This is a genomic window from Bordetella genomosp. 13 (assembly GCF_007679965.1).
In the GTDB taxonomy this organism is placed as follows: Bacteria; Pseudomonadota; Gammaproteobacteria; order Burkholderiales; family Burkholderiaceae_B; genus Bordetella.
On the sequence record NZ_VEHL01000009.1, the window covers coordinates 151,204 to 177,086 of the forward strand.

The window sequence follows — 25,883 nt, forward strand, 5'->3', positions numbered from 1 at the left end:
GGATCCGGCCGCAGCAAGGCGGATGAGCCTGCCGCGGGCCCGATCCGACGCGCCTGCTGCCATGGTCGCTGCCCATACCGCGCGGCCGCCTCATGCATACTGCGCTGCAGCATGAAACTGCGCCGCGTTCCCCGTATCCTTACTGAATTCCCCGCATTGACAGTGTTTGGTGTGCCATGCACCATCGACTCGCGCAGTTCCGATAACAAGGTGTCGCAGTGACCGCTCATCTATCCGCTACATGGCCCGTTCCGGTGAGCGTGGCGCCGGACGCCCTGGCACAGATCCAAGCCGATTTCTCGCGCGACTGGCTGCGCCTGTGCGAAGACGCCAAGCGCGGCACGCTGGCGCCGCCGACCGACCGCCGCTTCGCCAGCGCCGCCTGGAGCGCCAGCGCGCAGCACACGCTGATCGCGCATGCCTACCTGTTGTCGGCCCGCGCCATGGGCCGCATGGTCGATGCCGCGCAGGTCAGCGAGCCGCTGCGCGAGCGCCTGCGCTTTTCCATCATGCAATGGGTCGACGCGTTGTCGCCCGCCAACTTCCTGGCGTTCAACCCCGACGCGCAGCAGTCCATCGTCGAGACCGCCGGGCGCGCGCTGTCGGCCGGCATGTCGAACCTGCTGAACGACCTGCAGCGCGGCCGCATCAGCCAGACCGACGAGACCCAGTTCGAGATCGGCCGCAACGTGGCCACCACGCCGGGCGAGGTCGTGTACGAGAACCGGCTCATGCAGCTGATCCAGTACGCGCCCGCCACGTCCAAGGTCTACCAGCGGCCGCTGGTGGTGGTGCCGCCCAACATCAACAAGTACTACATCCTCGACCTGCAGCCCGACAACTCCTTCGTGCGCCATGCCGTCGAGCAGGGCCACACGGTGTTCATCGTGTCGTGGCGCAACCCGGTGCCGGCCGACGCCGACGGCGTCGACACCGCCACCTGGGACGACTACCTCGACGAGGCCGTGCTGCGGGCGCTGGCCGTGGCGGCCGACATCACCGGCCAGCCGCAGGTCAACGCGCTGGGCTTCTGCGTGGGCGGCACCATGCTGGCCTCGGCGCTGGCGCTGGCGCATGCGCGCGGCGAACATCCGGCCGCCTCGCTCACGCTGCTGACCTCGCTGCTCGATTTCCACGACACCGGCGTGCTCAAGGTCTTCGTCGACGAAGGCCACGCGCTGCTGCGCGACCATCAGCTGGGCCGCGGCGGGCTGATGCCCGCGCGCGACCTGGCCACCACGTTCTCGTTCCTGCGGCCCAACGAACTGGTCTGGAACTACGTGGTCGGCAACTACCTGAAGGGGCAGACGCCGCCGGCCTTCGATCTGCTGTTCTGGAACGCCGACAGCACCAATCTGCCGGGGCCCTTCTTCGCCTGGTACTTCCGCAACACGTACCTCGAGAACAACCTCAAGGTGGCGGGCCGCACGCAGGCGCAGGGCGTGCCGCTGGACCTGACGCGGCTCGAGCTGCCCACCTATCTGTTCGGCTCGCGCGAAGACCATATCGTGCCCTGGACCTCCGCCTACGCGTCCACGCAGCTGCTGCGCGGACCCAGGCGCTTCGTGCTGGGCGCATCGGGGCACATCGCAGGCGTGGTCAATCCGCCGGCGCGCAAGAAACGCAGTTACTGGGTGGGGGCGGACGACGCGACCCTGCCCGGCGATCCCAACGCCTGGCTGGCCGATGCCGTCGAGCATCCCGGCAGCTGGTGGACGGACTGGGCCCGATGGCTGGGCACGCAGGGCGGCCCGCAGGTGCGCGCCCGCGTCAAGCTGGGCAACGCGCGGCATCGGCCCATCGAGCCGGCGCCGGGCAGATATGTGAAAGTCAGGGCCGTCTGATCGTCCGCCGCAGTGGCGAACCAGGTATCGGCGTACAACGTGCGGCACAACGGAGAATTCTCATGAGCGGCAAAATTGCATACGTGACAGGCGGGATGGGCGGCATCGGGACGGCGATCTGCCAGCGCCTGGCCAAGGACGGCTTCGTCGTCGTGGCGGGTTGCGGCCCCAGCCGCAACTACCAGCAGTGGCTGGACGAGCAGGCGGCGCAGGGCTACACGTTCCATGCCTCGGTGGGCAACGTGGCCGACTGGGATTCCACCAAGGAGGCCTTCGAGCGCATCGTGCAGGACCACGGTCCGGTCGACGTCCTGGTGAACAACGCCGGCATCACGCGCGACGGCCTGTTCCGCAAGATGTCGGTGGACGACTGGCGCACCGTCATCGACACCAACCTGAACAGCCTGTTCAACGTCACCAAGCAGGTGCTGGACGGCATGGTCGACCGCCAGTGGGGCCGCATCATCAACATCAGTTCGGTCAACGGCCAGAAGGGCCAGTTCGGCCAGACCAACTATTCCACCGCCAAGGCCGGCATCCATGGCTTCACCATGGCCCTGGCGCAGGAAGTGGCCAGCAAGGGCGTCACGGTCAACACCATCTCGCCGGGCTACATCGGCACCGACATGGTCCGCGCCATCCGCCCCGACGTGCTGGAGAAGATCGTCGCCACCATCCCGGTGCGCCGCCTGGGCACGCCCGAGGAAATCGCCTCGATGACGTCGTGGCTGGCCTCCGACGAATCCGGTTTCGCCACCGGCGCCGACTTCTCGCTCAACGGCGGCCTGCACATGGGCTGAGCGCGGCTGCCGCGTAGCGATCACGCCGCCGGGCGGCCGTTCGAGGAGGGCGGCCGCCCGGCGGTACACTGCAAACCAATGCGATTAGAAGAGATCACCCGATCTTGGGGACAGTCATGACGCAAGCACAGAACGGCGCCACTTTGCGCCTGATCAAGAAGTACCCGAACCGCCGCCTGTACGACACGCAGACCAGTACCTACATCACGCTGGCCGACGTGAAGCAGCTCGTGCTTGCCAACGAGGAATTCCAGGTGGTCGACGCCAAGAGCAGCGAAGACCTGACGCGCAGCATCCTGCTGCAGATCATCCTGGAAGAAGAGAGCGGCGGCATGCCGATGTTCTCGTCCACCATGCTGTCGCAGATCATCCGCTTCTACGGCCATGCCATGCAGGGCATCATGGGCTCGTACCTGGAGAAGAACATCCAGGCCTTCATGGAGATCCAGCAGCGCATGGCCGAGCAGTCCAAGGGCCTGTACGGCAGCCAGTTCGGACCCGAGGCCTGGGCGCAGTTCATGAACGTGCAGACCCCCATGCTGCAGAACATGATGAACAACTACATCGACCAGAGCAAGAACCTGTTCGTGCAGATGCAGGACCAGATGCAGGACCAGACCCGCGCCATGTTCTCGACCTTCCCGTTCCCGCCCGGAGGCACGCCGGGCGGACGCAAATAAACCGGGGACGCCTTCGGGTTTGCCCGTCGTGGCCACATGACGATTCAGTGAAACGTCAGTTCAACGCGCTAACATTAATGAAAACGGTTCTTGTTTAAACCTGCGCGGCGCGCTCCGGGGCGCGTTGAAAAACTGAGGAAGCACTGATGATGAAACACGGCGTGGCGCTGGCCATGGGATTGGGTCTTTCGTTTGCCGTCCACGCGGCGGAATATCCCATCGGCAAGCCTGTCCAGAAGGGTGGCATGGAGATCGGCGCGGTGTACCTGCAGCCGATCGAGATGGATCCTCCGGGCATGATGCGCGCCGCGAAGGAGTCCGACGTGCACCTCGAGGCCGACATCCACGCCACCGCCGACAACAAGAGCGGCTTTCCGGAAGGCGAGTGGGTGCCCTACCTGACCGTGAAGTTCGAACTGCAGAAGGCCGGCAGCGCCAACGTCATCAAGGGCACCTTCATGCCCATGGTCGCCAACGACGGGCCGCACTACGGCGACAACGTCAAGCTCGAAGGCCCGGGCAAATACCACCTGAAATACACCATCCTGCCGCCGGGCGCCGACGGCATGGCCCACTTCGGCCGCCACACCGACAAGGAAACCGGCGTGGCCGCATTCGCCGCCGCGTTCGACGTGGAATACGACTTCGTCTACGCCGGCACCGGCAAGAAGGGCGGCTATTGATGCGCGGGCTGCTGGCTGCCGCATACGGCGCGGTGTTGGCCACCGCGCTGCTGGTGTTGCCCGCAGCCGCCGGCGCGGCCGAGCTGCCGACCTTCACGCTCACATTCAAGCCCAACGGCACCTTCGAGCCCGAGCGCCTGGAAGTGCCGGCCGGCCGCTTCAAGATCGAGCTGATCAACGAAAGCAACGAGCCGGTCGAGTTCGAGAGCATTCCGCTGCGCAAGGAGAAAGTGCTGGGGCCCGGGGTCAAGTCCTTCGTGGTGATCACCATCTCGCGCCCCGGCGAGTATCCCTTCTTCGACGATTTCCACCAGCAGGTGCGCGGCACGCTGGTGGTCAAGCCCGAGTAGCGGCAACACAGGGCATTTCTGCACATGGAACAGGTTCTCTTCATCGTATGGCGTGAAAGCGTCGAGGCGCTGCTCGTGGTGGGCATCCTCTATTCGTGGCTGCGCGCCTCGCCCGAGGGGCGCCGCGGCATGCCTTACCTGTGGGGCGGCGTGGCCGCCGGCCTGGGCCTGGCGCTGGCCCTGGCGCTGGTGCTGCTGGGCGTGTCGTCCTGGCTTAGCGACGAGGGGCAGGAGTGGTTCCAGGCGGGCATGTCGCTGGTGGCGTGCGTGTTGGTGGTGCAGATGGTCGTATGGATGAAACGCCACGGCCGTACCCTGAAGCGCGAACTGGAAGGCGGCGCCCGCGATTCGCTGGCGCACGACAACTGGTGGGGCCTGCTGGTGCTGGTGATGATCGCCGTGGCCCGCGAAGGCAGCGAGACGGTCGTGTTCCTGTACGGCACGGTGTCGGCGGCGCAGGGCGAATCGCCCTGGATGCTGGCGCTGGCCGGCGTGGCCGGCCTGGGCATCGCCCTGCTGACCTTCTGGCTGCTGCAGCTGGGCGGCAAGCTGATCACGTGGCGGCGTTTCTTCAAGCTGACCGAAGTGCTGCTGCTGCTGCTGGCCGGCGCGCTGCTGATCAGCGGGCTGGACCGCCTGATCTCGCTGGCGGTGGTGCCCCCCATCGTCGATCCCATCTGGGACAGTTCGTGGTTGCTGGACGACAGCAGCGGCATCGGCAAGGTCCTGGCCGATTTCGCGGGTTATCGTGCCTACCCCGCGCTGGTATCGGTGCTGGTCTGGATCGCCTACTGGGCCGTGGTGTGGGCGCTGCTGCGCCGCGCCGACCGGCACTCGGCCGGCGTGCCGGCCCGTCCGGCGCCGCAATAAACCAAGGCTTGAACGCGCGCCCGCAGGCGCAATGCAAGGTTCGAACACATGGCTGCCGCACTCGGACGGGCAACTGTCCGCATCGCCGATTTTCTCCGTGACCATGCCCCGTTGCTGCGCAAGCTGCAATGGGGCATCGTCGTCATCTACGCCTTCCTGCTGATCGTGCCGCCGCTCTTGCCGCTGCCTGACAACGCGGCCTCGGTGTTCAACAACCTGACGGTGGTGGCTCAGTTCGCGTTCTGGGGCGTCTGGTGGCCGTTCGTGCTGGTGTCCATGCCGATCCTGGGCCGCGCGTGGTGCGGCTGGCTGTGCCCGGAGGGCATGCTGACAGAATGGGCCAGCGAGCGCGGGCAGGGCCATGCCATCCCGAAGTGGATGCGCTGGGGCGGCTGGCCCTTCATGGCCTTCGTCATCACCACCGTGTACGGCCAGCTGGTCAGCGTGTACCAGTATCCGCTGGCGGTGCTGGCCGTGCTGGGCGGCTCCACGGTGGCCGCCATGATCGTGGGGTGGCGCTACGGGCGCAGCAAGCGCGTGTGGTGCAAGTACCTGTGCCCCGTCAACGGCGTGTTCACGCTGCTGGCCAAGCTTGCGCCGTGGCACTTCAAGGTCGACGAAGAGGCCTGGCGCCATCCGGTCATCCGCATCGAGCCCGTGAACTGCGCGCCGCTGGTGCCGCTGCGCCACATGAAGGGCGCGGGCGACTGCCACGTCTGCGGACGCTGCAGCGGCTACCGTGGCGCGATCGCGCTGACGCCGCGTTCGCCCGAGGAAGAGATCGTGCACGTGGCCGACGGCGATCCGTGGCAGACCGTGCTGATCTGCTTCGGGCTGATGGGCGTGGCCATGGGTGCGTTCCTCTGGAGCGCGAGCCCTTGGTACGTCACGCTGAAGCAGGCGGTGGCCACCTGGCTGGTCGAGCGCGACATCCTGTGGCCGCTGATGGACAACGCGCCCTGGTTCATCCTGACGCATTATCCCGAGGCCAACGACAGCTTCTCGTGGCTGGACGGCAGTGCCATCCTGGCCTTCTGCGTGGGCGCCACGGTGGTCATCGGCGGCGCCTCGTTCCTGTCGCTGTGGCTGGCCGACCGGTTGGCGCCGGTGTCGGCGCGGTTGCCGGCGCAGTTTTCGGATATGGCGGCGACGGACGTGTCCAGGTCGGCCGGCGCGCGGCCGGGCGCCACCACGCCGCCGGCGGCCACGCGCTTCGGCGGCCTGCACAAGCTCGCGCAGGCGCTGATCCCCACCGCCGGCATCGGCGTGTTCCTGGGCCTGTCGGCCACCACCATCACGCTGCTGCAGCACGAGGGCATGGGCACGCACTGGGTCGCGCCGGTGCGCTTCACGCTGCTGGCCCTGGCGGTGCTGTGGTCGCTGCGGCTGGCGTGGCGCGTGCTGGGGCTGCGTCCGGGCGGCCTGTTGCGCCGCGCGGCCGCCTGGGTGGCGTTCGCCGCCGGCCTGGCGCCGTTCTGCTGGGCCTGGGTGCTGTTCTTCGCACTCTGGTGACGTGATGAATGAGGGCCTGCCCGCGCCGGCCGGCCCGGGCAGGCATGCGGCCATGCTGCAATGCGCCGCCTGACGCGCGCGCCGTACGCGCCGCGGCCCCTGCGCGAGATTCCCGCGCCAGCATGCCCATGCCCCCGAACAGCACAGATCCGCCCACGCCGACCGGAACAGACATGCGGTAAGGTGTCGGGCATTCGTCGTCAGGAGCCCGCCATGCCGTCCTATGCCTACCATCTGGTCAACGTGTTCGCCGAAAGCACCTTCGGCGGCAATCCGCTGTGCGTGTTCGAGGATGCGCGCGGCATGGACGATGCGTTGATGCAGAGCCTGGCGCTGCAGTTCAACCTGTCTGAAACCACCTTCGTGCTGCCTTCTGATCAGGCCGACGCGCGCGTGCGCATCTATACGCCGGGCTACGAGATGCGCTTCGCCGGCCATCCCACGCTGGGGACCGCCCACGTGGTGAGCCAGGTGCGCGGCGCGGGCGAGGCGTTGACGCTGGAAGTGAAGGCGGGCCTGGTGCCGGTGGCGGCCGAGGGCAACCTCTGGACCCTGACCGCGCCCACCGACGGCGCACCGCGCACCGAGCGGGTGTCCGCGTCCCGGGCGGACGTCGCCTCGCTGCTGGGCCTGTCCGAGGACGACCTGCTGGACGATCCGCTGCGCGTGGACACCGGCAACGACCAACTGCTGATTCCGCTGAAAAGCTTCGACGCCGTGCGCCGCGCGATGCCCAATCCCGCGCGCGCCGATTGGCCGCAAAGCAGCGTGGGGCGCCGCACCGCCTACGTGTTCTCGATCGGCGACACGGCGGCCGACGGGCGCCAGGCGGCGCTGGCCCGGCATTTCTTCGTCAAGCCGGGCGGCGGCGTGGTGGAAGATCCGGCCACGGGCTCGGCCTGCGCCAACCTGGGCGGCTGGCTGCTGACCCGTGGCCATCCGCTGCCGGCGCGCCTGGTGGTCAGCCAGGGCGAGCAGGCGGGCCGGCCCAGCACGCTGTACCTGGACGTGACGGAGGATCGCAAGATCCGGGTCGGCGGGCGCGTGATCGCGCTGGGGAAGGGCGAGGTGACGGTGGGGGGGTAGGGAGCTGCCAAGACCTCGTGTGCATCACGCTTCGCGGATCTCGGCCAGCAGCTCGGGATGCCGGTCCAGCACCTTGAGCAACTTGATCAGAGCTTGCGGCGGACGCGTGTTGCCGTTCTCGTATCTGGAGAAAGCATTGACGCCGCCGAAGATCTCCGCAGCTTCACGCTGATCCAAGGAAAGCTTTTTTCGCACGGCGGCAATGTAGTCCGGATCTACGGCTGCCCCGTTGACTGTTTATTGAATGCGAGCATGGCGGCGCTGACCCGGGATGCTTCGGCGGCTTCCAACACGCTCTCCCCGCATCTTGGACAAAACTGGCCGGATACTTTCTCGATGACCGTGACATGGCCCTTGTAGGTATACGGCATATCGCGTACTTGCCGCTGCAACGGTGACTGGGCACAGATCGGGCATTTCATTTCACAGGTCCTTGAACGTGTAATCGCCGCGTGCTTTCCGCATGATGGCTCCTGCTTCCAAGTCCCTTGGCGATCCATCCTGCAAAGCAGCTCAGTCCGACGCCACGCCGTCTCCGCTTGACCTTCCCACCATGGCAAGCCTTATCGTTGCGCGCATCGATTCGGATGGAGAGGGCGATGTATCGGCGGACCTTCCTGGGGGCGGCGCTTGCGGGGCTGTACGCGGCGCACTCGCGGGCCTGGGCGCAGGCCGGCATGGACATGCACCACGGACACGGCATGCCGCATGGCGCGGCCATGGGTCACGGCATGGCCATGGACCACGGCGCGATGGGGCAGGGCGCGATGGACGCCGCTGCCCAGGCCGCGCCGCGCAGGGTCGTCCCGCTGCCGCAGGGCCAGCCGCTGCGCGAGCTGCCGCGCCTGGCCAATGCGTCGGCCGAACCCGGCGTGTTCGAGGCCACGCTGACCGCGGCGCCCGCCGTGGTGCACTACGCGCCCGGCCTGTCCACCCCCGTGCTGGCCTACAACGGCGCCAGCCCCGGCCCCCTGATCGAGGCCTACGAAGGCGACCGCGTTGCGATCACCTTCGCCAACCGCATTCCCGGCCAGGACAGCACCGTCCACTGGCACGGCATGCCGGTGCCGGCCGACCAGGACGGCAATCCGATGGACGCCGTCGCGTCGGGTGCGGACCGGCCGTACCGGTTCACGCTGCCTGCGGGCAGCGCGGCCACCTACTGGTATCACCCGCATCCGCATGGCCGCACCGCCGAGCAGGTCTACCGCGGCCTGGCAGGCGTATTCATCGTGCGGTCGCGGCACGATCCGATTCCCGCCGAGTACGGCGACACGGTGCTGATGTTCACCGACCTGCGCCTGGCCGAGGACGGCACGCACGCGCCGCCGACCGAGGCCGACGCGATGAACGGCCGTATCGGCGACCACGTGCTGGTCAACGGCCAGAAGCAGCCCGTGATGGACGCGGTGGCCGGCGCGCGGCGCCGCCTGCGCCTGATCAACGCGACCAACGCGCGCTATCTGCGCCTGGCGTTCGAGGGCGCCACGATGACCCTGGTCGGCAGCGACGGCGGCCTGCTGGAGAAGCCGGTGGATGCGGCCGAACTGCTGCTGGCGCCCGCCGAACGCGCCGAGGTCGTGGTGACGTTTCCCGTCGCGGGGCCGGCCGCGCTGCGCACGCTGGACTACGACTCGGGCTGGATGGGGCCGGGACGGCCGCGGTCGGCGGGCCTGACCCTGCTGGACGTGCAGGTGGCGGCCGCCTTCGTCGCGCCGAAGATGTCGCCGGTGCCGGCCACGCTGCGTGCCATTGCGCCGCTGTCCAAGCCCGTGCGGCAGCGGCGTTTCGTCTTCACGGAGACCATGTCGCACGGGCCGCACGGCATGGCGATGCAGTTCCTGATCAACGGTGCAGCCTTCGACATGAAGCGCATCGACGTGACCATGCAGGCGGGGCAGGTCGAGCAGTGGGAGATCGAGAACCAGGCCGACATGGACCATCCCTTCCACGTGCACGGCGTGCAGTTCCAGGTGACGGCGCGGCGCCGCGGCGGCGGGGCATTCCAGCCCGAGCCCTGGCGCACGTGGAAGGACACGGTCAACGTGCCGCACGGCGAAGCGGTGCGCATCTCGCTGCGCCAGGACACGCCGGGGCTGCGCATGTATCACTGCCACATCCTCGAGCACGAGGACCAGGGCATGATGGGGATGGTGAAAGTGGAGGGTTGAATCCCGCTACGCGAACCGCTATGCGAGCTGGGCGGTGGATATCGCACGCACGATGCGGCGCCCACTCGGGCGCCACGAAAAACGCCCCTGGACCGACCCTCGGGGCCAGACCGGGGTCCGGATGCCGAAGGCCCGTTCAGGGGCGTCGTTGGAGAGGACGTAGCGGCCTTACTTGGCCTTGCTCGGATCCACCTTGATGTCGTTCTTGACCTGCTTGACGCCGTCGACGCCGCGCGTCACGTCAGCCGCATGGCTGACCTGCTCGCTGGTGGCGACGCTACCCGTCAGGGTGACGACACCGTCGTTGGTCTCCACCGCGATGTCCAGGGCGCTGAGCGACTTGTCCGCCACGAACGCCGCGCGCACCTTGGTGCTGATCGTGGCGTCGGTCACGTACTCGCCGACAGACTGTTTCTCGCCCGTGCCGTCCGCCGCGTGGACCGGTCCGGTCAGCGCGGCGCCGGCGCCGATCACGGCCGCGGCCATCCATTTACGGGTAATCATGGGTGACCTCCGCTATCGTCGGAAGGCGCCGCCCAGGATCGACAGCAGGGCCAGGACCAGGAAGACGAAGAACAGGATCTTGGCGATGCCCGCCGCGCCGGCAGCGATGCCGCCGAAGCCCAGGACCGCCGCGATGATGGCGATGACGAAGAAAACTACCGCGTAGTACAGCATCGTGATTCTCCTCGAAAGGCGTCGAGCGCCGCGTTAGGGGTTACGGTCGAAGAATTCGCGGACTTCGCGTTGCGCGTCTTCGCGCGTCTTGCCGTAGCGTTCCTGGACCAGGCCGGCCAGACGTTCGGCGTTGCCCTCGGTGCGGGTCAGTTCGTCGTCGGTCAGGTCACCCCAGGCCGCCTTGGCCTTGCCCTTGAGCTGCTTCCACTTGCCAGCAACGATGTCGTTGTTCATGACGTCTTCTCCTAGCGAATTTGCGGCGTTTCGCCGATGGCCATCGGGTGGCGCCGCGAGGGATATGAAAGCTGATCAGCTTGCCGTGAAGCCACTACACCAGTCGGGCCCAGGGGGTGTCAAACAGGCGGTGTGGGCAAATGTAAACGCGCCAAGTGCCCGTTTTAAGGGGCTGTTCGAGCGACGGCGGGCACGGCGCGGCGGGCCGTATAGGAGAGTGTTCCGGGATTGCCGGGCGGGCGCCCGCAGGGGAAGAAAAGAGTCACCCAGGTGCTTGTTACACCTGGGTGACCATTTGACCGGCTTTGAGGGGAGTACGTAACCGGGGCTATCGGGCCTATCGCGCCGGGGCGGCGGCGATGGCGGCGTTGCGCTCGGCCACGCGCTGCGCGATGTGGGCCAGCGCCTCTTCCACCTGGTCCACCAGGATCAGGCACAGGTCGCCCGCCGCAAGGCGCGCCAGGGCGGTGTCGATGGCCAGGAACTCGCCGCGGATCTCTTCGATCCGGCTGGCGCGCCTGGCATTGGCCAGGCCTTCGCGCAGCAGCGCCAGCACCTCGCCGTCCTCGCGGCCGCGCTGGCACTGGTCTTCGTACAGCACCAGTTCGTCGAACGCATCGCCCAGGATCTCGGTCTGGCGGCGCAGGTCCTCGTCGCGGCGGTCGCCCGCGCCGCTGATCACCACGCTGCGGCGCTGCGCGGGCAGGGCATCCACGGCCTTCACCAGCGCCAGGATGGCGTCGGGGTTGTGGCCGTAGTCGGCGATCAGCGTGGCGCCGCCGTAGTCGAACATGTTGAAGCGGCCGGGCGCCGTGGCGGCGTCGTTGACGAAGCCCGCCAGGCCCGACCGGATCGTGTCCCACGGCAGGTCCAGCGCCCACGCGGCCGCGACGGCGGCCATGGCGTTGTCGACCTGGAACACGATGTCGCCGCCGCGCGTCAGCGGGATGGCCGACAGCGACAGCTCGACGCGCGTATCGGCCTGGTGCGCCACGATGGCGTCGTTCTGTCGGTACACCACGCGATGGCCCTGGGCGCGATGCGTGGCGATGATGGGATTGTCCGGGTCGGCGGCGAAGAAGGTGACCGAGCCGGGGCAGGCGCCGGCCATCTCGGCCACGATGGGGTCGGCCGCGTTCAGCACGGCCATGCCGCCGGGACGCACGTACTGCACGATCACGCGCTTGACCACGGCCAGGTCTTCCACCGTGCTGATGTAGCCCAGGCCCAGGTGGTCGCCCTGGCCGATGTTGGTGACGATGGCGACGTCGCAGCGGTCGAAGGCCAGGCCTTCGCGCAGGATGCCGCCGCGGGCCGTTTCGAACACCGCCGCGTCCACGGCGGGGTGCAGCAGGATGCGCCGCGCGCTGCGCGGGCCGCTGCAGTCGCCGGTGTCGATGCGCTGCGACTGCACGTAGACGCCGTCGGAGTTGGTCATGCCCACGCGGTTGCCCGCGCAGGACAGCAGGTGCGCGGTCAGGCGCACGGTGGTGGTCTTGCCGTTGGTGCCGGCCACGGCCACCACCGGGATGCGGCCGTCCTGGCCGTCGGCGAAGATCTGGCCGACGATGGCCTCGCCCACCGGGCGGCCCTTGCCGAACGACGGGTTCAGGTGCATGCGCAGGCCGGGCGCGGCGTTCACTTCCACCACGCCGCCATGCTGCTCTTCCAGCGGCAGGTGCACGGTCTCGGCCACCACGTCCACGCCGCAGATGTCCAGGCCGATCATGCGGGCGGCCGTGACGGCGCGCGCGGCCAGGTCGGGGTGGACCTCGTCGGTCACGTCGGTGGCGCTGCCGCCGGTGCTGAGGTTCGCGTTGTTGCGCAGCACGACCAGCGTGCCGGCCGGCGGCACCGTGTCGGCGTCGTAGCCCTGCTTGGCCAGCGTGGCCAGCGCGATGTCGTCGAAGCGGATGCGGGTGAGCGACGTGGCGTGGCCGTCGCCGCGCAGCGGATCGGCGTTGACCTGCTCGACCAGCTGGCGGATGGAGTGCACGCCGTCGCCGGTGACCTTGGGCGGGTCGCGCCGCGCCGCCGCCACCAACTGGCTGCCCACCACCAGCAGGCGGAAGTCGTGGCCGGGAATGTAGCGCTCGACGATGACGTCGGAGCTGATCTCGCTGGCGGCCTCGTAGGCCTGGAAGACGCGTTCGCGCGTGTCGATGTTGACCGCCACGCCGCGGCCCTGGCTGCCGTCGCGCGGCTTGACCACGACCGGGCCGCCCAGTTCCTGCGCGGCCTCCCAGGCGCCTTCGGCCGAGTCGGCCACGCGCCCGTTGGGCACCGGCACGCCGGCCGCGTCCAGCAGCATCTTGGTCAGGTCCTTGTCCTGCGCGATGGACTCGGCGATGGCGCTGGTGTTGTCCGTTTCGGCGGCCTGGATGCGGCGCTGGCGACTGCCCCAGCCGAACTGCACCAGGCTGCCCTGCGTCAGGCGGTGATACGGGATGCCGCGCGCCACGGCGGCCGCCACGATGGCGCCGGTGCTGGGCCCCAGGCGGATGTCCTCGTCCAGCTCGCGCAGCCTGGCCAGCGCGTCGGCCAGGTCGAAAGGCTGGTCGTCCACGGCGGCCTGCAGCAGCGTGCGCGCCAGTTCCAGCGCCAGCTTGCCGACCGATTCCTCGCTGTATTCCACCGCGATCTGGAAGACGCCCGGCTCGATGGTGGCCTGCGTGCGGCCGAAGGTGACCGGACAGCCCGCATGGGCCTGCAGGCTGACGGCGACCGATTGCAGCACGTGGGCCATCGACAGCGCGCCCTGGTGGCCCTCGGGACGCAGCAGGCCGATCAGCGGAAAGCGGGCGCGCAGGCGCGCCTCGAAATCCGGCGTGTCGTCGATGGAGCATTCGGTGTCGCTGCAGGCCACGATGGCTTCGATGGCCGTGTTGCGGCTCCAGAGATTGGGGCCGCGCAGGGCGCGGATGCGGGAGACTTCCATGGCGGATTTTTCCTATTCTTGACGGAAAAAAGGGGTACTGAAAAACTCGGGCCGTCCCAACGCCTCTGGAACGGCCCGATCAATGGAATCAGGATTGCGGTTGCTGGATCCAGCGCCGCACCATCTCGGTGACCGGCCCCGCGTTGGCCTCGTCGGACTGCAGCAGCACGAATTCGCCCGGCCTGGCCTGGGCCAGCACCTGGCCGATGGCGGCGGCGTGGTCGGGTTCGTCGTCCACCTGGCGCGCGCGGCCGCCCTGCAGGGCGCCCTGGCGCAGCAGCGCGCGGGCCTGGCCGGCGGGCCGCTTGGTCGAGATGGTGGCGTCGTCGTAGAGCACCACGCGGTCGAAGGCCTGGCCCAGCAGGGCGCCTTGCTCGACCAGGGCGTCGTCGCGGCGGTCCACGCCTGCGCCGTAGACCACGGTGCGTTGCGAGCCGCCGAAGTGGGCGATGGCCGCCACCAGCGCGCGCAGCGCGGGGGCGTTGTGCGCGCCGTCCACCACCACGGTGACGCCGTCGCGCTCGAACACGGTGAAGCGCCAGGGCGCGTCGTTCTGGTCCATGCCGAAGGTCTCGACGCCGGCGCGGATGACCTCCAGCGGGATGTCCAGCGCCCAGGCCGCGGCCACCGCGGCCAGCACGTTCTCGGCCTGGAAGTCGACGCGGCCGCCGCAGGTCAGGGGCACCGCGGCGATGTTGGCCACGGCCTGTTCCTCGCGGCCGCGCGCCAGCACGATCTGGCCGTCGCGCAGCGTGACGGCGCGCTTGCCCAGCGCCAGGTGCGAGGCCAGCGCCGGCAGGGCGGGATTCAGGCCGAAGTACACGACCTCGCCGTCGCACAGGTCGGCCATCTCGACCACGCGCGGATCGCGCGCGTTCAGCACGGCGGCGCCGCCGGGCAGCACCACGTCGACCTGCGTGCGGAACACGCCGTACAGGCGGTCGGCGTCGTTGATGTCGAAGTCGCCCAGGTGGTCGCCTTCGTCGATGTTGGTGACCACGCCGACCTGGCAGCGGTCGTAGGCCAGGCCCTGGCCCAGGATGACGCCGCTGTCGTTCTCGATGACGGCGGCGTCCAGCGAGCGGTTCATCAGCAGGCGGCGGCTGGCGGCCCAGTCGGCGCGGTCGCCCGGCTGCACCTGGCGGCGGTCGATGTACAGGCCTTCGCTGCAGGCCAGGCCGGTCTGGCGGCCGGACAGTTGCAGCAGGCGAGCGATCAGGCGCGACACCACGGTCTTGCCGTTGGTGCCCGTGACGCCCACCAGCGGGATGCGGCCGTCATCGTCGGGCGCGAAGAGATGGTCGACGATGGCGCGGCCCACCGGCTGAGGCTGGCCGTCGGCGGGCTTCAGGTGCATCAGCAGGCCGGGGCCCGCGTTCACTTCGACGATGGCGCCGCGCTGGGCGTCCAGCGGGCGCGAGATGTCCTCTGCCACCAGGTCGACGCCGGCGATGTCCAGGCCCACGGCGCGCGCGGCCAGCACGACGGCGGCGGCGGTGGCGGGATGCACGCGGTCGGTGACGTCGAAGGCCACGTTGCCGCTGCGCTGGATGAGCACGCGGCGGCCCGCGGTGGGCACGGTCTGGGCCGTCATGCCCTGGCGCGCGATCTCCAGGCGCGCCGCGGAATCCAGCCGCACCGGGTTCAGCGGGCAGGTCTCGGCGCGGCCGCGCCGCGGGTCGGTGTTGATCTGGATGTCGATCAGGTCCTCGATGGTCGACTTGCCGTCGCCCGTGACCCAGGCCGGCTCGCCAGCGGCCGCGGCCACCATGCGGCCGCCCACCACCAGCAGGCGGTGTTCGTTGCCCAGCACGAAGCGCTCGACCATGACGCCGCTGCCTTCCTCGACCGCCACGGCGTAGGCGGATTCGACTTCCTTGCGGGTCATCAGGTTGGTGAAGACGCCGCGGCCATGGTTGCCGTCATAGGGCTTGACCACCACCGGCAGGCCGATGTCCTCGGCCGCCTGCCAGGCGTCCTCCACGCTTTCGACCAGGCGGCCCTCGGGTACCGGCACGCCGCAGGTCTCCAGCAGCGACTTGGTCAGGTCCTTGTCGCGCGAGATGCCTTCGGCGATGGCGCTGGTGCGGTCGGTCTCGGCCGTCCAGATGCGGCGCTGGCGCGCGCCGTAGCCCAACTGCACCAGGTTGCCGTCGAACAGGCGGATGTAAGGGATGTCGCGGTCGTCGGCGGCATCCACGATGCAGGCCGTGCTGGGACCCAGGCACAGCGAATCGACCATGCCGCGCAGCCGCGAGATGGCGCTGTCCACGTCGAACGGCCGGTCCTCGATGGCGGCCATGACCAGGTCGCGCGCTTCCTGCAGCGCCGCGCGGGTGACGTCCTCCTGCCAGGCGCGCACCACGACCTTGTACACGCCGCGCGTGGAGGTCTCGCGCGCCTTGCCGAAGCCGCCCGGCAGGCCGGCGAGGTTCTGCAGTTCCAGCGTGACGTGTTCCAGGATGTGGCCGGGCCAGGTGCCCTCTTTCAGCCGCATCAGGAACCCTCCGCGCACCCCCGGGCTGCAACGGTGCTCGATCAGCGTGGGCAGCCACGTCGAAAGCCGTTCGTAGAAACCGGGGATAAGATTGGAGGGGAAATCTTCCAGTTCGCCGATGTCCACCCATGCTTCCAGGACCGGGCGATATGTCCAGATGTTGGGGCCGCGCAGAGCCACGACATCAAGGAATTCAATGTCTCGTTTCTTCATGGATATACAGAGAAAGAACACAGGCTGGCATGACAGGCATATCCCCGGACTTGTTGTGCGTTATGGGGGGTGTGTCGTGAGGAACGGAGCCGGTGCGTCGCTGGGCGGTTGTCCTAAGGGGGGAGAGGGGCGTTTCCGGCGCTACTATACGCCGCCTTTTTGCGCGTATAAACTCGCGCCCTCGTGTACGTGCCCAAGCCTGTTGCTGCGAGGGGACAGATTAACCCACGGTGGGGCAGGGGCGGTTTTCCTTCCCGGAACCCGCCGGAGCAAGCGATGAGCACTGCCCACCCTCCCACCGGCCTGCCCGGCCCCGCGGACGCCGCCCTGGAAACGGGCGAAACCGTGCTGGCGCGGCTCGATACCGACCTGGACGAGCGCCTGCGCTATCAGCCCGGCGTGGTCCTGGTCACCGACCGCCGGCTGCTGGCCCGGGCGCCGGGCCAGTCCGCCTGGCAGTCCTGGCGCCATGGCCCGGGCCTGAAGCTGCAATTGCACGATCACGCGGGCGCCGCCTGCCTGGAACTGGACGACGGCCAGGCCCGGGTCGGCGCGTGGCGCTTCACGCTGGGCCGCTCGCCGGCCGCGCTGCGGCTGCTCACGCAGTTCGAGCAGCGCCAGGCGCGCGCCGCCGGCCTGGCCGCCGAGCCTTCGCCTGAGGCACTGCGCACCTGCCCCGAATGCCAGGCGCCCATTCCGCCCGACAGCGACGAATGCCCGGCCTGCGCGGAGGAAGAAAGCCCCCGGCCGGTGTCCTCGTGGGCGCTGCTGCGCCTGTGGCGCTTCGCGCATCCCTACCGCGCCGCCCTGATCGCGGGGTTCGTGCTGACCCTGCTGTCCACCGCCGCCACCCTGGTGCCGCCGTACCTGACCATGCCGCTGATGGACGACGTGCTGATCCCGTTCCAGAACGGCCAGGAGATCGACTACGGCATCGTGCAATGGTATCTGCTGGGCCTGCTGGCCTCGGCGCTGGCGGCGTGGGGGCTGGGCTGGGCGCGCACCTACATCCTGGCCTGGGTCAGCGAGCGCATCGGCGCGGACATGCGCATCGCCACGTATTCGCACCTGCAGCACCTGTCGCTGGAATATTTCGGCGGCAAGCGCACGGGCGACCTGATGTCGCGCATCGGCAGCGAGACCGACCGCATCTGCGTGTTCCTGTCGCTGCACCTGCTCGACTTCGCCACCGACGTGCTGATGATCGTGATGACCGCGGCCATCCTGTTCTCGATCAATCCCACGCTGGCGGTGGCCACGCTGCTGCCGCTGCCCTTCATCATGTGGCTGATCCACCTGGTGCGCGACAAGCTGCGGCACGGCTTCGAGAAGGTCGACCGCGTGTGGGGCGAGATCACCAACGTGCTGGCCGACACCATCCCCGGCATCCGCGTGGTGAAGGCCTTCGCGCAGGAGAAGCGCGAAGTGCAGCGCTTTCGCGAAGCCAACATGCGCAACCTGGACGTGAACGACCGCGTCAACAAGGTGTGGTCGCTGTTCTCTCCGTCGGTCACGCTGCTGACCGAGATCGGGCTGCTGGTGATCTGGGTGTTCGGCATCTGGCTGGTGGCCGAGCACGACGTCACGGTGGGCGTGCTGGCGGCGTTCCTCGCCTACATCGGGCGCTTCTACACGCGCCTGGATTCCATGAGCCGCATCGTGTCCTTCACGCAGAAAGCGGCGGCCGGCGCCAAGCGCATCTTCGACATCCTGGATCACGTGTCCAGCGTGCCCGAACCCCAGTCGCCGGTGAACCTGCCGCAGGTGCAGGGCCGCATCGAACTGCGCGAGGTGGGGTTCCGCTACGGCAACCGCTCGGTGATGCGCGGCATGAGCCTGTCGATCGCGCCGGGCGAGATGATCGGCCTGGTCGGGCACAGCGGCTCGGGCAAGAGCACGCTGATCAACCTGATCTGCCGCTTCTACGACGTGGCCGAGGGCGCCGTGCTGGTCGATGGCGTGGACATCCGCGCGCTGCGCGTGGCCGACTACCGCAAGCACATCGGCCTGGTGCTGCAGGAGCCCTTCCTGTTCTTCGGCACCATCGCCGAGAACATCGCCTACGGCAAGCCCGACGCGACGCACGAGGAGATCGTCGCGGCGGCGCGCGCGGCGCATGCGCACGAGTTCATCCTGCGGCTGCCGCACGGCTACGACTCGCTGGTGGGCGAGCGCGGCCAGGCCCTGTCGGGGGGCGAGCGCCAGCGCATCTCCATCGCGCGCGCGCTGCTGATCGACCCGCGCATCCTGATCCTGGACGAGGCCACCTCGTCGGTCGACACCACCACCGAGAAAGAGATCCAGAAAGCGCTGGACAATCTGGTGCGCGGCCGCACCACCATCGCCATCGCGCACCGCCTGAGCACGCTGCGCAAGGCCGACCGCCTGGTCGTGATGGACCGCGGCAAGGTGGTGGAAGAGGGCACGCACGAAACGCTGATGGCGCGCGAAGGCGCCTATTACGAGCTGTACCGCGCGCAGATGCGGCAGGCCGAGATCGCCGACTCGCCGTCCGAAGCCGGCGATGGCGAAGCCGACCTGGACTGACGGAGCATCGATGAACACCGCCTCCTTCACCTTGCAGCGCAATGCCCTGGGCCGGCTGGTCTACGTGGGCGCCGACGGCGTCAGCCACGAGGGTGTGGTTCCCGTGCGCGCCTTTCCCATCTCGCGGCCCGGCCAGGGCCTGTCGCTGGTGGCCACCGACGGCCGCGAGCTGGTCTGGATCGAGCGCGTGGAGGACCTGCCGCCGCCGCAGCGCGAACTGGTCGAGGCCGAACTGGCCGGCCGGGAGTTCATGCCGGAGATCCAGCGCATCGTGGCCGTGTCCACCTACGCCACGCCGTCCACCTGGCAGGTCGAGACCGACCGGGGCACGACGTCCTTCGTGCTGCGCGGCGAGGAAGACATCCGCCGCCTGGCGGGGCACACGCTGCTGATCTCGGACAGCCACGGCATCCATTACCTGATCCGCGACGCGGCTGGGCTGGATCGGCACAGCCGGCAGTTGCTGGATCGGTTTTTGTAGGGCGGGGCGGTCGGTTTCAGCGGGCTACGGCTTTTTCGACGACAGCGTTCAGCCAGTCGTTGATGCTGACGTCGGCCAGTTGGGCATGAATGGCGATCTTGTGGCGCAACTCGTCCGATTTGGGACGGAACGTCATCTTGCCTTTCCAGGTACGCTCGGGCTCGATGCCGGCCTCCTTGCAATAGGCCAGATAGTCGTCCACCACCGTGTGAAAGCTGGCCTCCAATTCCTTGCCGTCCTGTCCGGCAAAGGACAGCACAGCCTTGGTGCCCAGCACGGTGCCATACAGCGTGCGGTCGTCGGGGTCGTACTCGACCTTTCCAACGAAGCCCTTATATTCGATCGCATTCCGGGCCATGGTCGATTCGATTCCTGAGGTTTATCTGCATCGGCAGCCATGCACGGCGGGCAGATGCCCCGCCAGCAACAGATGCATTTTCAGATCACGGGTGGCGGCCCTGTCCATCGACGGTTCGGGGTGCGGCCGGTGGGACATCCAGATCAGCCCGCCGCCGAAATCGCTGCGCATGCCGCTTTTCGTAGCAGGACCTGGGATCCCAAAGCGCGCAGCAAGGTTTCTGTGTCATGCCACTGCACGTTGGGCGAAGGAGGCACGTGAAAGATTTCACAGAGGTGCCTGCAGAGAGCCCCGTTCAGCGGCATGCTCTTTCCTAAGATTCAATGGTGGCATATTTTGCCACCACTATCAAGTGCGTGATGGCGCGTTTCGTACCAGTCCCGCGCAGGTTGGCACAGGCTTGGCAATCGTACGCGCGTGAAGCTGGGGCCGCGAAGGCCCAAGGGCTGGAAAGGTCACGGTGCGTGGTCCGCGATCTGAATGTCCGCGAAGGGCTAATCCACCCGCTTGAACGGCGCGTGCGTCTCCAGTTCGCCCACGTACCGCTGCATCGCCGTCGTCTCGTGGTCCAGAAAATCCTGGATGGCGTCGGCGAAGCGGCGGTCGGCGACCCAGTGCGCCGACCAGGTGGGGGTGGGCAGCAGGCCGCGTGCCATCTTGTGCTCGCCCTGCGCGCCGCCCTCGAAGCGCGACAGGCCATGCACGATGCAGTATTCGATGGCCTGCAGGTAGCAGGTCTCGAAGTGCAGGCCCGGCACGTATTCCGCGCTGCCCCAGTAGCGGCCGTACAGTGCGCCGCCGCCGCGCAGGTTCAGCGCCGCGGCCACCGGCTCGTCGCCGCGCATGGCCAGCACCAGCACCATCGAGTCGGGCAGTTCGGCGCGGATGCGCGCGAAGAACGCGTCGTTCAGGTAGGGCGGATTGCCGTGTTCGTAGTACGTCTGGCAATAGCAGCGATAGAAGAAGTCGAGCGAGGCCGCGTCGATCTGCGCGCCCGTCAGCCAGCGATAGGTGATGCCAGCCGCCGCGACCTTCTTGCGGTCCTGGCGGATCTTCTTGCGCTTGTCGTGGCTCATCGCGGCCAGGAACTGGTCCATGTCCGCGTAACCGGGATTGGTCCAGTGGAACTGCACGCCCTCGCGGATCATGTAGCCGGCTTCGCGCAGCGCGGCCAGGTCTTGCGGGTACGGAAACAGCAGGTGCAGCGAGGACACTTTCAGCCGTTGCGCCAGCTCGACCAGGCCTTGCGCCAGCAGCACGCGGTCGGCATCGTCGGCCGCCAGCAGGCGCGCGCCCGCCACCGGCGTGAAAGGAATGGCCGACAGCAGCTTGGGGTAGTAGCGCAGGCCGTGGCGCTCGAAGGCATCGGCCCAGGCGAAGTCGAACACGTACTCGCCGCGCGAGTGCATCTTCAGGTACAGCGGCACGGCGCCGGCCAGTCGTTCGCCGCGGCGCAGCGTCAGGAAGTACGGCGTCCAGCCCGTGTCGGGCGCGGCGCAGCCGGTGTCGTGCAGGGCGGACAGGAACTCGTGGCGCACGAAGGGTTGGTCGCCGGCCAGGGCGTTCCATTGGCCGGGGTCCAGCGCGGCAAGCGAGGTCTCGATGCTCAGGCGGGGGGAAGAAGGCATGGCGCAATGATAAAGTCGGCGGGCGTTCGCAACCATTGCCTTTCCATGAATCCTGTCTTGCAGTCCCCGTCTGAACGCGCAACCCTGCGCCACGCCGCGCTGCGCGCCCTAGCCGCCGCCGATTGGCAGGACAAGCTGGCGGCCGTGGACGCCATCACCGACGGCCTGCCCGTGGGCGCGGATGCCGGGCTGGACGAGCCTCCCGGCCTGCCGGGCCGCCCGGCGCGCCCCGAACTGGTGGCGCGTGCGCATGCTCGGCAGCGCTCGGTGCGCTCGCCGCAGGGCCGCGCCATCCTGCTGCATTCGCTGGCGCACATCGAGTTCAACGCCATCAACCTGGCGCTGGACGCGATCTGGCGCTATGCCGGCCAGCCCGACGACTACTACCGCGACTGGTTGCGCGTGGCGCGCGAAGAGGCCTATCACTTTTCGCTGTTGAACGCGCACCTGGCCACGCTGGACCACGCGTACGGCGACTTCCCGGCCCACAACGGCCTGTGGGAGATGGCCGAGAAGACCCGCGGCGACCTGCTGGCGCGCCTGGCGCTGGTGCCGCGCACGCTGGAGGCGCGCGGACTGGACGCCTCGCCGCTGGTGCGCGCCAAGCTGGCGGATGCCGGCGACGAGGCCGGCGCGGCCATCCTGGACATCATCCTGCGCGACGAGATCGGCCACGTGGCCATCGGCAACCGCTGGTTCCGGCACGGCTGCCAGGCGCGCGGGCTGGACCCGGTGGCCTGTTATGCGGAACTGGCCCTGCGCTACGGCGCGCCGTTCCTGCGCGGACCGTTCAACCTGCCGGCACGCCGCGCGGCGGGATTCGACGAGGACGAGATCGCGGCGCTGCTGAGTATGGCCGAAAATCATTCGGCGAAAGCTTCGTAGCCTCTGGTAAATCTTCGTTTCTCTGATGACGGCAATAGCGCCGGTATAGTGCTTCGCGTTTCGCCGATATATTCATAAGACGATCTAGCCATCATGTAATGGATGGTCAGGTTATTCGACATATGAGGATCGATGAATGGCCAAGCCTTCCTTCAGCGCTGCGTGGGCGGCATCACAGAGAATTTACGACCCTGTCAATTCCGGTCAGCACGTGGCCAAAATAATTGGCGGAAAAGTCGCGTACAACATCAATCATCCGAATCCGACCATGCGTTGGGATAATACCTGCGCCGTCAGGATGAGCTATATCCTGAACTACTCCGGCACACCGGTGCCCTTCGTTCCTGGCGCCACGGTGTCTGGCGATGACAAACGCTGGTATTTCTATCGCGTCAGAGGCTTGATCCTGTATCTTGCCAAAATATGGGGTAAGCCAGAAGTGGTCCAGTATCCGCCCACCGATGGAGGCCCGCTTTCTGGCAAAAAGGGCCTGGTCCTGTTTGAAATCTCTGGTTGGACGGATGCGGCAGGGCATGCCACGCTGTTCGATGGCCGGAATTGCTACGATCACTGCTATTTCAATGAGCCTGGCGCCAGACATCGTACCGAGCGCGCGAATTTTTGGAGTCTGTCGTGAGCGCGCGATGGATCGGGGCGCTGGCAGCCCTCGTGATAATGCCAGTGGCCGGTGCCGCCAACAGCCAGAATGCGTCCGACCAGGCGAATTCACCGCAGGCCGGCAGCCGGACCTATGCACAGAACTATAAGGATATGGTGCTTGCAGAATGCATCGCCACGGCTTACCGCAATGAAAAGACCTTGGACGTGGACGCAGGTAGCAGTGCGACGGCCCTGAGAGATTGGACGAACTTCGACTGGGAGACACACTCTTACGACGAGGTCCACCGCCTGGTGGCGAAGTACCTGGCGCGCGACTACCATAATCCGTTGGTTGAATCAGAGGTCAAGGGCGTGAGATTCGATCTACTGAAATGCCTGGACCTGTATCACAGTAAAGAGTTGAGCGATCACGTCAAGCGCGTGGTCATCCATCCCAAGCGGACTTATCGCCAGGATAATCCTCCGATCAATTTCAAATGATCACGCGGCCGCACGTCATGGTCTGGCGTTTCTCCGACCAGAGCATGGCGTAATAGAATGGCTCCATGATCACACGCCGCCTTCTGCCCCTGCTGGCCTTGCTGGCCACCCCCTCCGTCTTCGCAGCCGATCCGGCGCCCACGGCGCCGTCCGCGCCTGCGGCCACCCCCGCGGCCCAGCCCGCGCCGCCGCCCGCCGCGCCCACGGCCGATCCCGCCGCCTACCGCGCCTGCCTGGCCGAAATCCGTCCCGACGCGCTCAAGCGCGGCGTGCAGGGCACGGTGTACGACACGCAGACGGCGGCCCTGTCGCCCGACGCCACGGTGCTGCCGCTGCTGGATGCCCAGCCTGAGTTCAAGACGCCCATCTGGGACTACATGGCCAGCCTGGTCGACCAGGAACGGATCGATGACGGCATGGCCGCCATGGAGACCTGGAAAGACCAGTTGGCGCGCGCGCAGCAGCAGTATGGCGTCGACCCCGCCACCGTCGCCGCGGTCTGGGGCGTGGAAAGCAATTTCGGCCAGAACCTGGGCGGCCGGTCGCTGCTGACCTCGCTGTCCACGCTGTCGTGCTTCGGCCGGCGCCAGGCGTATTTCCGAGGCGAGTTCTTCTCCACGCTGCGCATCCTGCAGGACGAGCACGTCGCGGCCGACCGCCTGAACGGCTCGTGGGCCGGCGCCTTCGGCCAGACGCAGTTCATGCCGTCGACTTATCTGCGCCTGGCCGTGGACTTCGACGGCGACGGCCGCCGCGACCTGGTCGACAGCGTGCCCGACGCGCTGGGCTCGACCGCCAATTTCCTGAAGCAGGCCGGCTGGCAGCCCAACCTGGGCTGGGGCTTCGAGGTGAAGCTGCCGGACGGCATGGACACGTCCGGCGCCGGCCGCAAGAACAAGAAGCCCATGTCGGCCTGGGCCGCGCAGGGCGTGCGCCGCGCCGACGGCGGCGCGCTGCCCGGCAACGATACGTCCGTGGGCTTGCTGCTGCCAGCCGGTCCGCAAGGGCCGGCGTTCCTGGTCACCCGCAACTTCGACGCCATCTATTCGTACAACGCGGCGGAAAGCTACGCGCTGGCCATCGCGCACCTGTCCGACCGCCTGCGCGGCGGCATGCCGTTCGTGAAGGCCTGGCCGACCGACGACCCCGGCCTGTCGCGCGCCGAGCGGCGCCAGTTGCAGGAAATGCTGGTGGCACGCGGCTACGACATCGGCAAGCCCGACGGCGTGATCGGCGCGCGCACGCGCGAGGCCTTGCAGACGGTGCAGCGCGAACTGGGCCTGACGCCCGACGGCCGCGCCGGCCGCAAGACGCTAAACGCGCTGCGGGCGCAGCCGGCGTCCTGATCCGGCCGTCCCGGCCATCGCCCGCGCAGACGCCGGGCTGGCCGGGCCGCACCGGCGGCGGAATGCCGGCCTTCCGACAAGGCCCTGTGCGCCGCCGTCCACGCGGCGCCGCACCGGGATCGCCCTCAGCGCAGGATCAACAGCGGCAGCCGCACCTGTCCCAGGATGGCCGTGGTAGTGCTGCCCACCATCAGGTGGCGGATGCGCGAGTGGCCGTAGGCGCCCATCGCGATCAGGTCCACCTCGTGTTCCCGGGCATAGGCCGTCAGGGCCTGCACGGGCTCGCCGGGCACGTGCGCCGTGCGGGCATCGAAACCCGTGTTGGACAGTTCCCTGCGCGCATCTTCCAATGACGCGGCCGCGCCGGCCGCGTCGCCGCCCACCAGCACCACGTGCGCGCGCAGCCCTGCCAGCAGCGGACTGCGGCTGACCATCTCGACCGTCTTGCGCGCCGTGGCGCTGCCGTCATAGGCCACCATGAAGCACGCGGGTTCGCGGAAGGCCGGGGCGGCTACCAGGATCGGGCGGTGCAGGGCCCGCACGGCCGATTCCAGCCGGTGGTCGGGCAGCAGCCGCGACGGTTTCACGGGCTGTTCGTGATGGCCCAGGACGAAAAGCCGCGCGTCCGGCTCCACCTCGACCAGCGTGTCGACCAGGCCGCCCTGGTACTGCCGCGCATCCAGCCGCGACAGGCCCTGCGCGCGGGCGCGGTCCAGCGCCAGGTCCAGCAGCTGCCTGCCGTGCTCCTGTTCGACGGCCGCGCGCTTTTCGTCCAGGACGGCCAGCTCGCGCAGCAGCGCTTCCTGCGCGCCCAGCCACATGCTGCCGCTGAGATCGGACAGGCCGGCCTGTTCGGAGTGGGGTTCGTGGACGTGCAGGAAATGCAGGTCGGTGTCCATCCTGCGCGCGGCCCAGATGGCGTAGTCGCAGATGCCCTGGGCGCGCGCGATGCCGTCGATGCAGGCGATGACCTGTTTCATG

24 protein-coding genes and 1 pseudogene are annotated in these 25,883 nt (G+C 68.2%); 15 read left to right on the forward strand and 10 right to left on the reverse strand.

What is annotated here, in order from left to right; translation table 11 throughout:
- Positions 1 to 218 precede the first annotated feature (218 nt).
- The 8 genes from phaC to FS845_RS20815 all read left to right on the forward strand — a co-directional run bounded on the left by phaC (position 219) and on the right by FS845_RS20815 (position 7,825).
- Positions 219 to 1,844: a class I poly(R)-hydroxyalkanoic acid synthase gene (gene phaC, locus FS845_RS20780; protein WP_144638880.1), complete on the forward strand. Its 1,626-nt coding sequence runs from the start codon at positions 219 to 221 to the stop codon at positions 1,842 to 1,844.
- A 62-nt stretch (positions 1,845 to 1,906) separates the two neighbouring features.
- Positions 1,907 to 2,644, forward strand: a complete 738-nt coding sequence (gene phbB / locus FS845_RS20785) for an acetoacetyl-CoA reductase (protein ID WP_144638882.1) — start codon at positions 1,907 to 1,909, stop codon at positions 2,642 to 2,644.
- A gap of 116 nt (positions 2,645 to 2,760) precedes the next feature.
- A complete protein-coding gene (gene phaR, locus FS845_RS20790; protein WP_144638884.1) occupies positions 2,761 to 3,324 on the forward strand; it encodes a polyhydroxyalkanoate synthesis repressor PhaR in 564 nt (187 codons plus the stop codon).
- A 146-nt stretch (positions 3,325 to 3,470) separates the two neighbouring features.
- Positions 3,471 to 4,007, forward strand: coding sequence for an iron transporter (locus tag FS845_RS20795; RefSeq protein WP_144638886.1), 537 nt, complete (start codon positions 3,471 to 3,473; stop codon positions 4,005 to 4,007).
- Positions 4,007 to 4,357: a cupredoxin domain-containing protein gene (locus FS845_RS20800; protein WP_144638888.1), complete on the forward strand. Its 351-nt coding sequence runs from the start codon at positions 4,007 to 4,009 to the stop codon at positions 4,355 to 4,357. Before FS845_RS20795 ends, FS845_RS20800 begins: the two co-directional genes overlap by 1 nt.
- A gap of 24 nt (positions 4,358 to 4,381) precedes the next feature.
- Positions 4,382 to 5,227, forward strand: a complete 846-nt coding sequence (locus FS845_RS20805; RefSeq protein WP_144638890.1) for an FTR1 family protein — start codon at positions 4,382 to 4,384, stop codon at positions 5,225 to 5,227.
- 48 nt (positions 5,228 to 5,275) lie between these two features.
- Positions 5,276 to 6,739, forward strand: a complete 1,464-nt coding sequence (locus tag FS845_RS20810; protein WP_144638892.1) for a 4Fe-4S binding protein — start codon at positions 5,276 to 5,278, stop codon at positions 6,737 to 6,739.
- 213 nt (positions 6,740 to 6,952) lie between these two features.
- Positions 6,953 to 7,825, forward strand: coding sequence for a PhzF family phenazine biosynthesis protein (locus tag FS845_RS20815; protein WP_144638894.1), 873 nt, complete (start codon positions 6,953 to 6,955; stop codon positions 7,823 to 7,825).
- 24 nt (positions 7,826 to 7,849) lie between these two features.
- Here the strand turns inward: FS845_RS20815 and FS845_RS20820 are convergent.
- A pseudogene (locus FS845_RS20820) lies at positions 7,850 to 8,247 on the reverse strand (type II toxin-antitoxin system MqsA family antitoxin).
- Positions 8,248 to 8,424: 177 nt separating this feature from the next.
- Between FS845_RS20820 and FS845_RS20825 the strand changes: the two are divergent.
- On the forward strand, positions 8,425 to 9,996 hold the full coding sequence (locus FS845_RS20825) for a multicopper oxidase family protein (RefSeq protein ID WP_144638896.1): 1,572 nt from the start codon (positions 8,425 to 8,427) through the stop codon (positions 9,994 to 9,996).
- A gap of 168 nt (positions 9,997 to 10,164) precedes the next feature.
- Here the strand turns inward: FS845_RS20825 and FS845_RS20830 are convergent, their stop codons facing one another.
- The 5 genes from FS845_RS20830 to cphA (FS845_RS20850) all read right to left on the reverse strand — a co-directional run bounded on the left by FS845_RS20830 (position 10,165) and on the right by cphA (FS845_RS20850) (position 16,556).
- Positions 10,165 to 10,500, reverse strand: coding sequence for a BON domain-containing protein (locus FS845_RS20830; protein WP_144638898.1), 336 nt, complete (start codon positions 10,498 to 10,500; stop codon positions 10,165 to 10,167).
- A gap of 12 nt (positions 10,501 to 10,512) precedes the next feature.
- Positions 10,513 to 10,674, reverse strand: a complete 162-nt coding sequence (locus FS845_RS20835) for a DUF1328 domain-containing protein (RefSeq protein WP_082852992.1) — start codon at positions 10,672 to 10,674, stop codon at positions 10,513 to 10,515.
- Between the two features lie 33 nt (positions 10,675 to 10,707).
- Positions 10,708 to 10,908, reverse strand: coding sequence for a CsbD family protein (locus tag FS845_RS20840; RefSeq protein ID WP_066126222.1), 201 nt, complete (start codon positions 10,906 to 10,908; stop codon positions 10,708 to 10,710).
- Between the two features lie 337 nt (positions 10,909 to 11,245).
- A complete protein-coding gene (gene cphA, locus FS845_RS20845; protein WP_144638900.1) occupies positions 11,246 to 13,846 on the reverse strand; it encodes a cyanophycin synthetase in 2,601 nt (866 codons plus the stop codon).
- A gap of 88 nt (positions 13,847 to 13,934) precedes the next feature.
- Positions 13,935 to 16,556, reverse strand: a complete 2,622-nt coding sequence (gene cphA / locus FS845_RS20850; protein WP_144638902.1) for a cyanophycin synthetase — start codon at positions 16,554 to 16,556, stop codon at positions 13,935 to 13,937.
- A gap of 276 nt (positions 16,557 to 16,832) precedes the next feature.
- Between cphA (FS845_RS20850) and FS845_RS20855 the strand changes: the two genes are divergently transcribed.
- Both FS845_RS20855 and FS845_RS20860 read left to right on the forward strand, forming a co-directional pair.
- Positions 16,833 to 19,103, forward strand: a complete 2,271-nt coding sequence (locus FS845_RS20855; RefSeq protein WP_144638904.1) for an ABC transporter transmembrane domain-containing protein — start codon at positions 16,833 to 16,835, stop codon at positions 19,101 to 19,103.
- A gap of 10 nt (positions 19,104 to 19,113) precedes the next feature.
- On the forward strand, positions 19,114 to 19,584 hold the full coding sequence (locus FS845_RS20860) for a DUF1854 domain-containing protein (protein WP_144638906.1): 471 nt from the start codon (positions 19,114 to 19,116) through the stop codon (positions 19,582 to 19,584).
- Positions 19,585 to 19,600: 16 nt separating this feature from the next.
- Here FS845_RS20860 and FS845_RS20865 read toward each other — a convergent pair whose 3' ends face one another.
- The 3 genes from FS845_RS20865 to FS845_RS20870 all read right to left on the reverse strand — a co-directional run bounded on the left by FS845_RS20865 (position 19,601) and on the right by FS845_RS20870 (position 21,570).
- Positions 19,601 to 19,942, reverse strand: a complete 342-nt coding sequence (locus tag FS845_RS20865; protein ID WP_144638908.1) for a type II toxin-antitoxin system HicB family antitoxin — start codon at positions 19,940 to 19,942, stop codon at positions 19,601 to 19,603.
- Positions 19,943 to 19,963: 21 nt separating this feature from the next.
- Positions 19,964 to 20,113 carry a hypothetical protein gene (locus FS845_RS26605; protein ID WP_186332363.1) on the reverse strand — a complete coding sequence of 50 codons (150 nt, stop codon included), beginning with the start codon at positions 20,111 to 20,113 and terminating at the stop codon, positions 19,964 to 19,966.
- 323 nt (positions 20,114 to 20,436) lie between these two features.
- Positions 20,437 to 21,570 (reverse strand): GNAT family N-acetyltransferase, encoded by a 1,134-nt coding sequence (locus tag FS845_RS20870; protein ID WP_144638910.1) that lies wholly within the window; start codon positions 21,568 to 21,570, stop codon positions 20,437 to 20,439.
- Positions 21,571 to 21,615: 45 nt separating this feature from the next.
- On the opposite strand from FS845_RS20870, the gene FS845_RS20875 reads away from it, so the two are divergent.
- The 4 genes from FS845_RS20875 (at position 21,616) to FS845_RS20890 (ending at position 24,902) form a co-directional block, all read left to right on the forward strand.
- Positions 21,616 to 22,455, forward strand: a complete 840-nt coding sequence (locus tag FS845_RS20875; RefSeq protein ID WP_144638912.1) for a ferritin-like domain-containing protein — start codon at positions 21,616 to 21,618, stop codon at positions 22,453 to 22,455.
- Positions 22,456 to 22,591: 136 nt separating this feature from the next.
- Positions 22,592 to 23,092: a type VI secretion system amidase effector protein Tae4 gene (locus FS845_RS20880; protein ID WP_144638914.1), complete on the forward strand. Its 501-nt coding sequence runs from the start codon at positions 22,592 to 22,594 to the stop codon at positions 23,090 to 23,092.
- On the forward strand, positions 23,089 to 23,556 hold the full coding sequence (locus FS845_RS20885) for a type VI secretion system amidase immunity protein Tai4 (RefSeq protein WP_409929322.1): 468 nt from the start codon (positions 23,089 to 23,091) through the stop codon (positions 23,554 to 23,556). The genes FS845_RS20880 and FS845_RS20885 overlap by 4 nt, the downstream gene beginning before the upstream one ends.
- Positions 23,557 to 23,621: 65 nt before the next feature.
- The gene (locus FS845_RS20890) at positions 23,622 to 24,902 is read left to right on the forward strand and encodes a lytic murein transglycosylase (RefSeq protein WP_144638916.1); all 1,281 of its coding nucleotides are present in this window, start codon (positions 23,622 to 23,624) and stop codon (positions 24,900 to 24,902) included.
- Between the two features lie 125 nt (positions 24,903 to 25,027).
- Here the strand turns inward: FS845_RS20890 and FS845_RS20895 are convergent, their stop codons facing one another.
- Positions 25,028 to 25,882, reverse strand: coding sequence for a universal stress protein (locus FS845_RS20895; protein ID WP_144638918.1), 855 nt, complete (start codon positions 25,880 to 25,882; stop codon positions 25,028 to 25,030).
- Position 25,883: the final 1 nt, after the last annotated feature.

Bases quoted from the DNA above. Each gene is read 5' to 3' on its own strand.
- FS845_RS20815 (WP_144638894.1), top strand. From the start codon at position 6,953: ATGCCGTCCTATGCCTACCATCTGGTCAACGTGTTCGCCGAAAGCACC.
- FS845_RS20860 (WP_144638906.1), top strand. From the start codon at position 19,114: ATGAACACCGCCTCCTTCACCTTGCAGCGCAATGCCCTGGGCCGGCTG.
- cphA (WP_144638902.1), bottom strand. From the start codon at position 16,556: ATGAAGAAACGAGACATTGAATTCCTTGATGTCGTGGCTCTGCGCGGC.
- FS845_RS20895 (WP_144638918.1), bottom strand. From the start codon at position 25,882: ATGAAACAGGTCATCGCCTGCATCGACGGCATCGCGCGCGCCCAGGGC.
- FS845_RS20865 (WP_144638908.1), bottom strand. From the start codon at position 19,942: ATGGCCCGGAATGCGATCGAATATAAGGGCTTCGTTGGAAAGGTCGAG.
- FS845_RS20800 (WP_144638888.1), top strand. From the start codon at position 4,007: ATGCGCGGGCTGCTGGCTGCCGCATACGGCGCGGTGTTGGCCACCGCG.
- FS845_RS20875 (WP_144638912.1), top strand. From the start codon at position 21,616: ATGAATCCTGTCTTGCAGTCCCCGTCTGAACGCGCAACCCTGCGCCAC.
- FS845_RS20880 (WP_144638914.1), top strand. From the start codon at position 22,592: ATGGCCAAGCCTTCCTTCAGCGCTGCGTGGGCGGCATCACAGAGAATT.
- FS845_RS20870 (WP_144638910.1), bottom strand. From the start codon at position 21,570: ATGCCTTCTTCCCCCCGCCTGAGCATCGAGACCTCGCTTGCCGCGCTG.
- FS845_RS20840 (WP_066126222.1), bottom strand. From the start codon at position 10,908: ATGAACAACGACATCGTTGCTGGCAAGTGGAAGCAGCTCAAGGGCAAG.
- FS845_RS26605 (WP_186332363.1), bottom strand. From the start codon at position 20,113: ATGCGCAGCGATTTCGGCGGCGGGCTGATCTGGATGTCCCACCGGCCG.
- phaR (WP_144638884.1), top strand. From the start codon at position 2,761: ATGACGCAAGCACAGAACGGCGCCACTTTGCGCCTGATCAAGAAGTAC.
- FS845_RS20890 (WP_144638916.1), top strand. From the start codon at position 23,622: ATGATCACACGCCGCCTTCTGCCCCTGCTGGCCTTGCTGGCCACCCCC.
- phbB (WP_144638882.1), top strand. From the start codon at position 1,907: ATGAGCGGCAAAATTGCATACGTGACAGGCGGGATGGGCGGCATCGGG.
- cphA (WP_144638900.1), bottom strand. From the start codon at position 13,846: ATGGAAGTCTCCCGCATCCGCGCCCTGCGCGGCCCCAATCTCTGGAGC.
- FS845_RS20795 (WP_144638886.1), top strand. From the start codon at position 3,471: ATGATGAAACACGGCGTGGCGCTGGCCATGGGATTGGGTCTTTCGTTT.
- FS845_RS20825 (WP_144638896.1), top strand. From the start codon at position 8,425: ATGTATCGGCGGACCTTCCTGGGGGCGGCGCTTGCGGGGCTGTACGCG.
- FS845_RS20830 (WP_144638898.1), bottom strand. From the start codon at position 10,500: ATGATTACCCGTAAATGGATGGCCGCGGCCGTGATCGGCGCCGGCGCC.
- FS845_RS20835 (WP_082852992.1), bottom strand. From the start codon at position 10,674: ATGCTGTACTACGCGGTAGTTTTCTTCGTCATCGCCATCATCGCGGCG.
- FS845_RS20855 (WP_144638904.1), top strand. From the start codon at position 16,833: ATGAGCACTGCCCACCCTCCCACCGGCCTGCCCGGCCCCGCGGACGCC.
- FS845_RS20805 (WP_144638890.1), top strand. From the start codon at position 4,382: ATGGAACAGGTTCTCTTCATCGTATGGCGTGAAAGCGTCGAGGCGCTG.
- FS845_RS20810 (WP_144638892.1), top strand. From the start codon at position 5,276: ATGGCTGCCGCACTCGGACGGGCAACTGTCCGCATCGCCGATTTTCTC.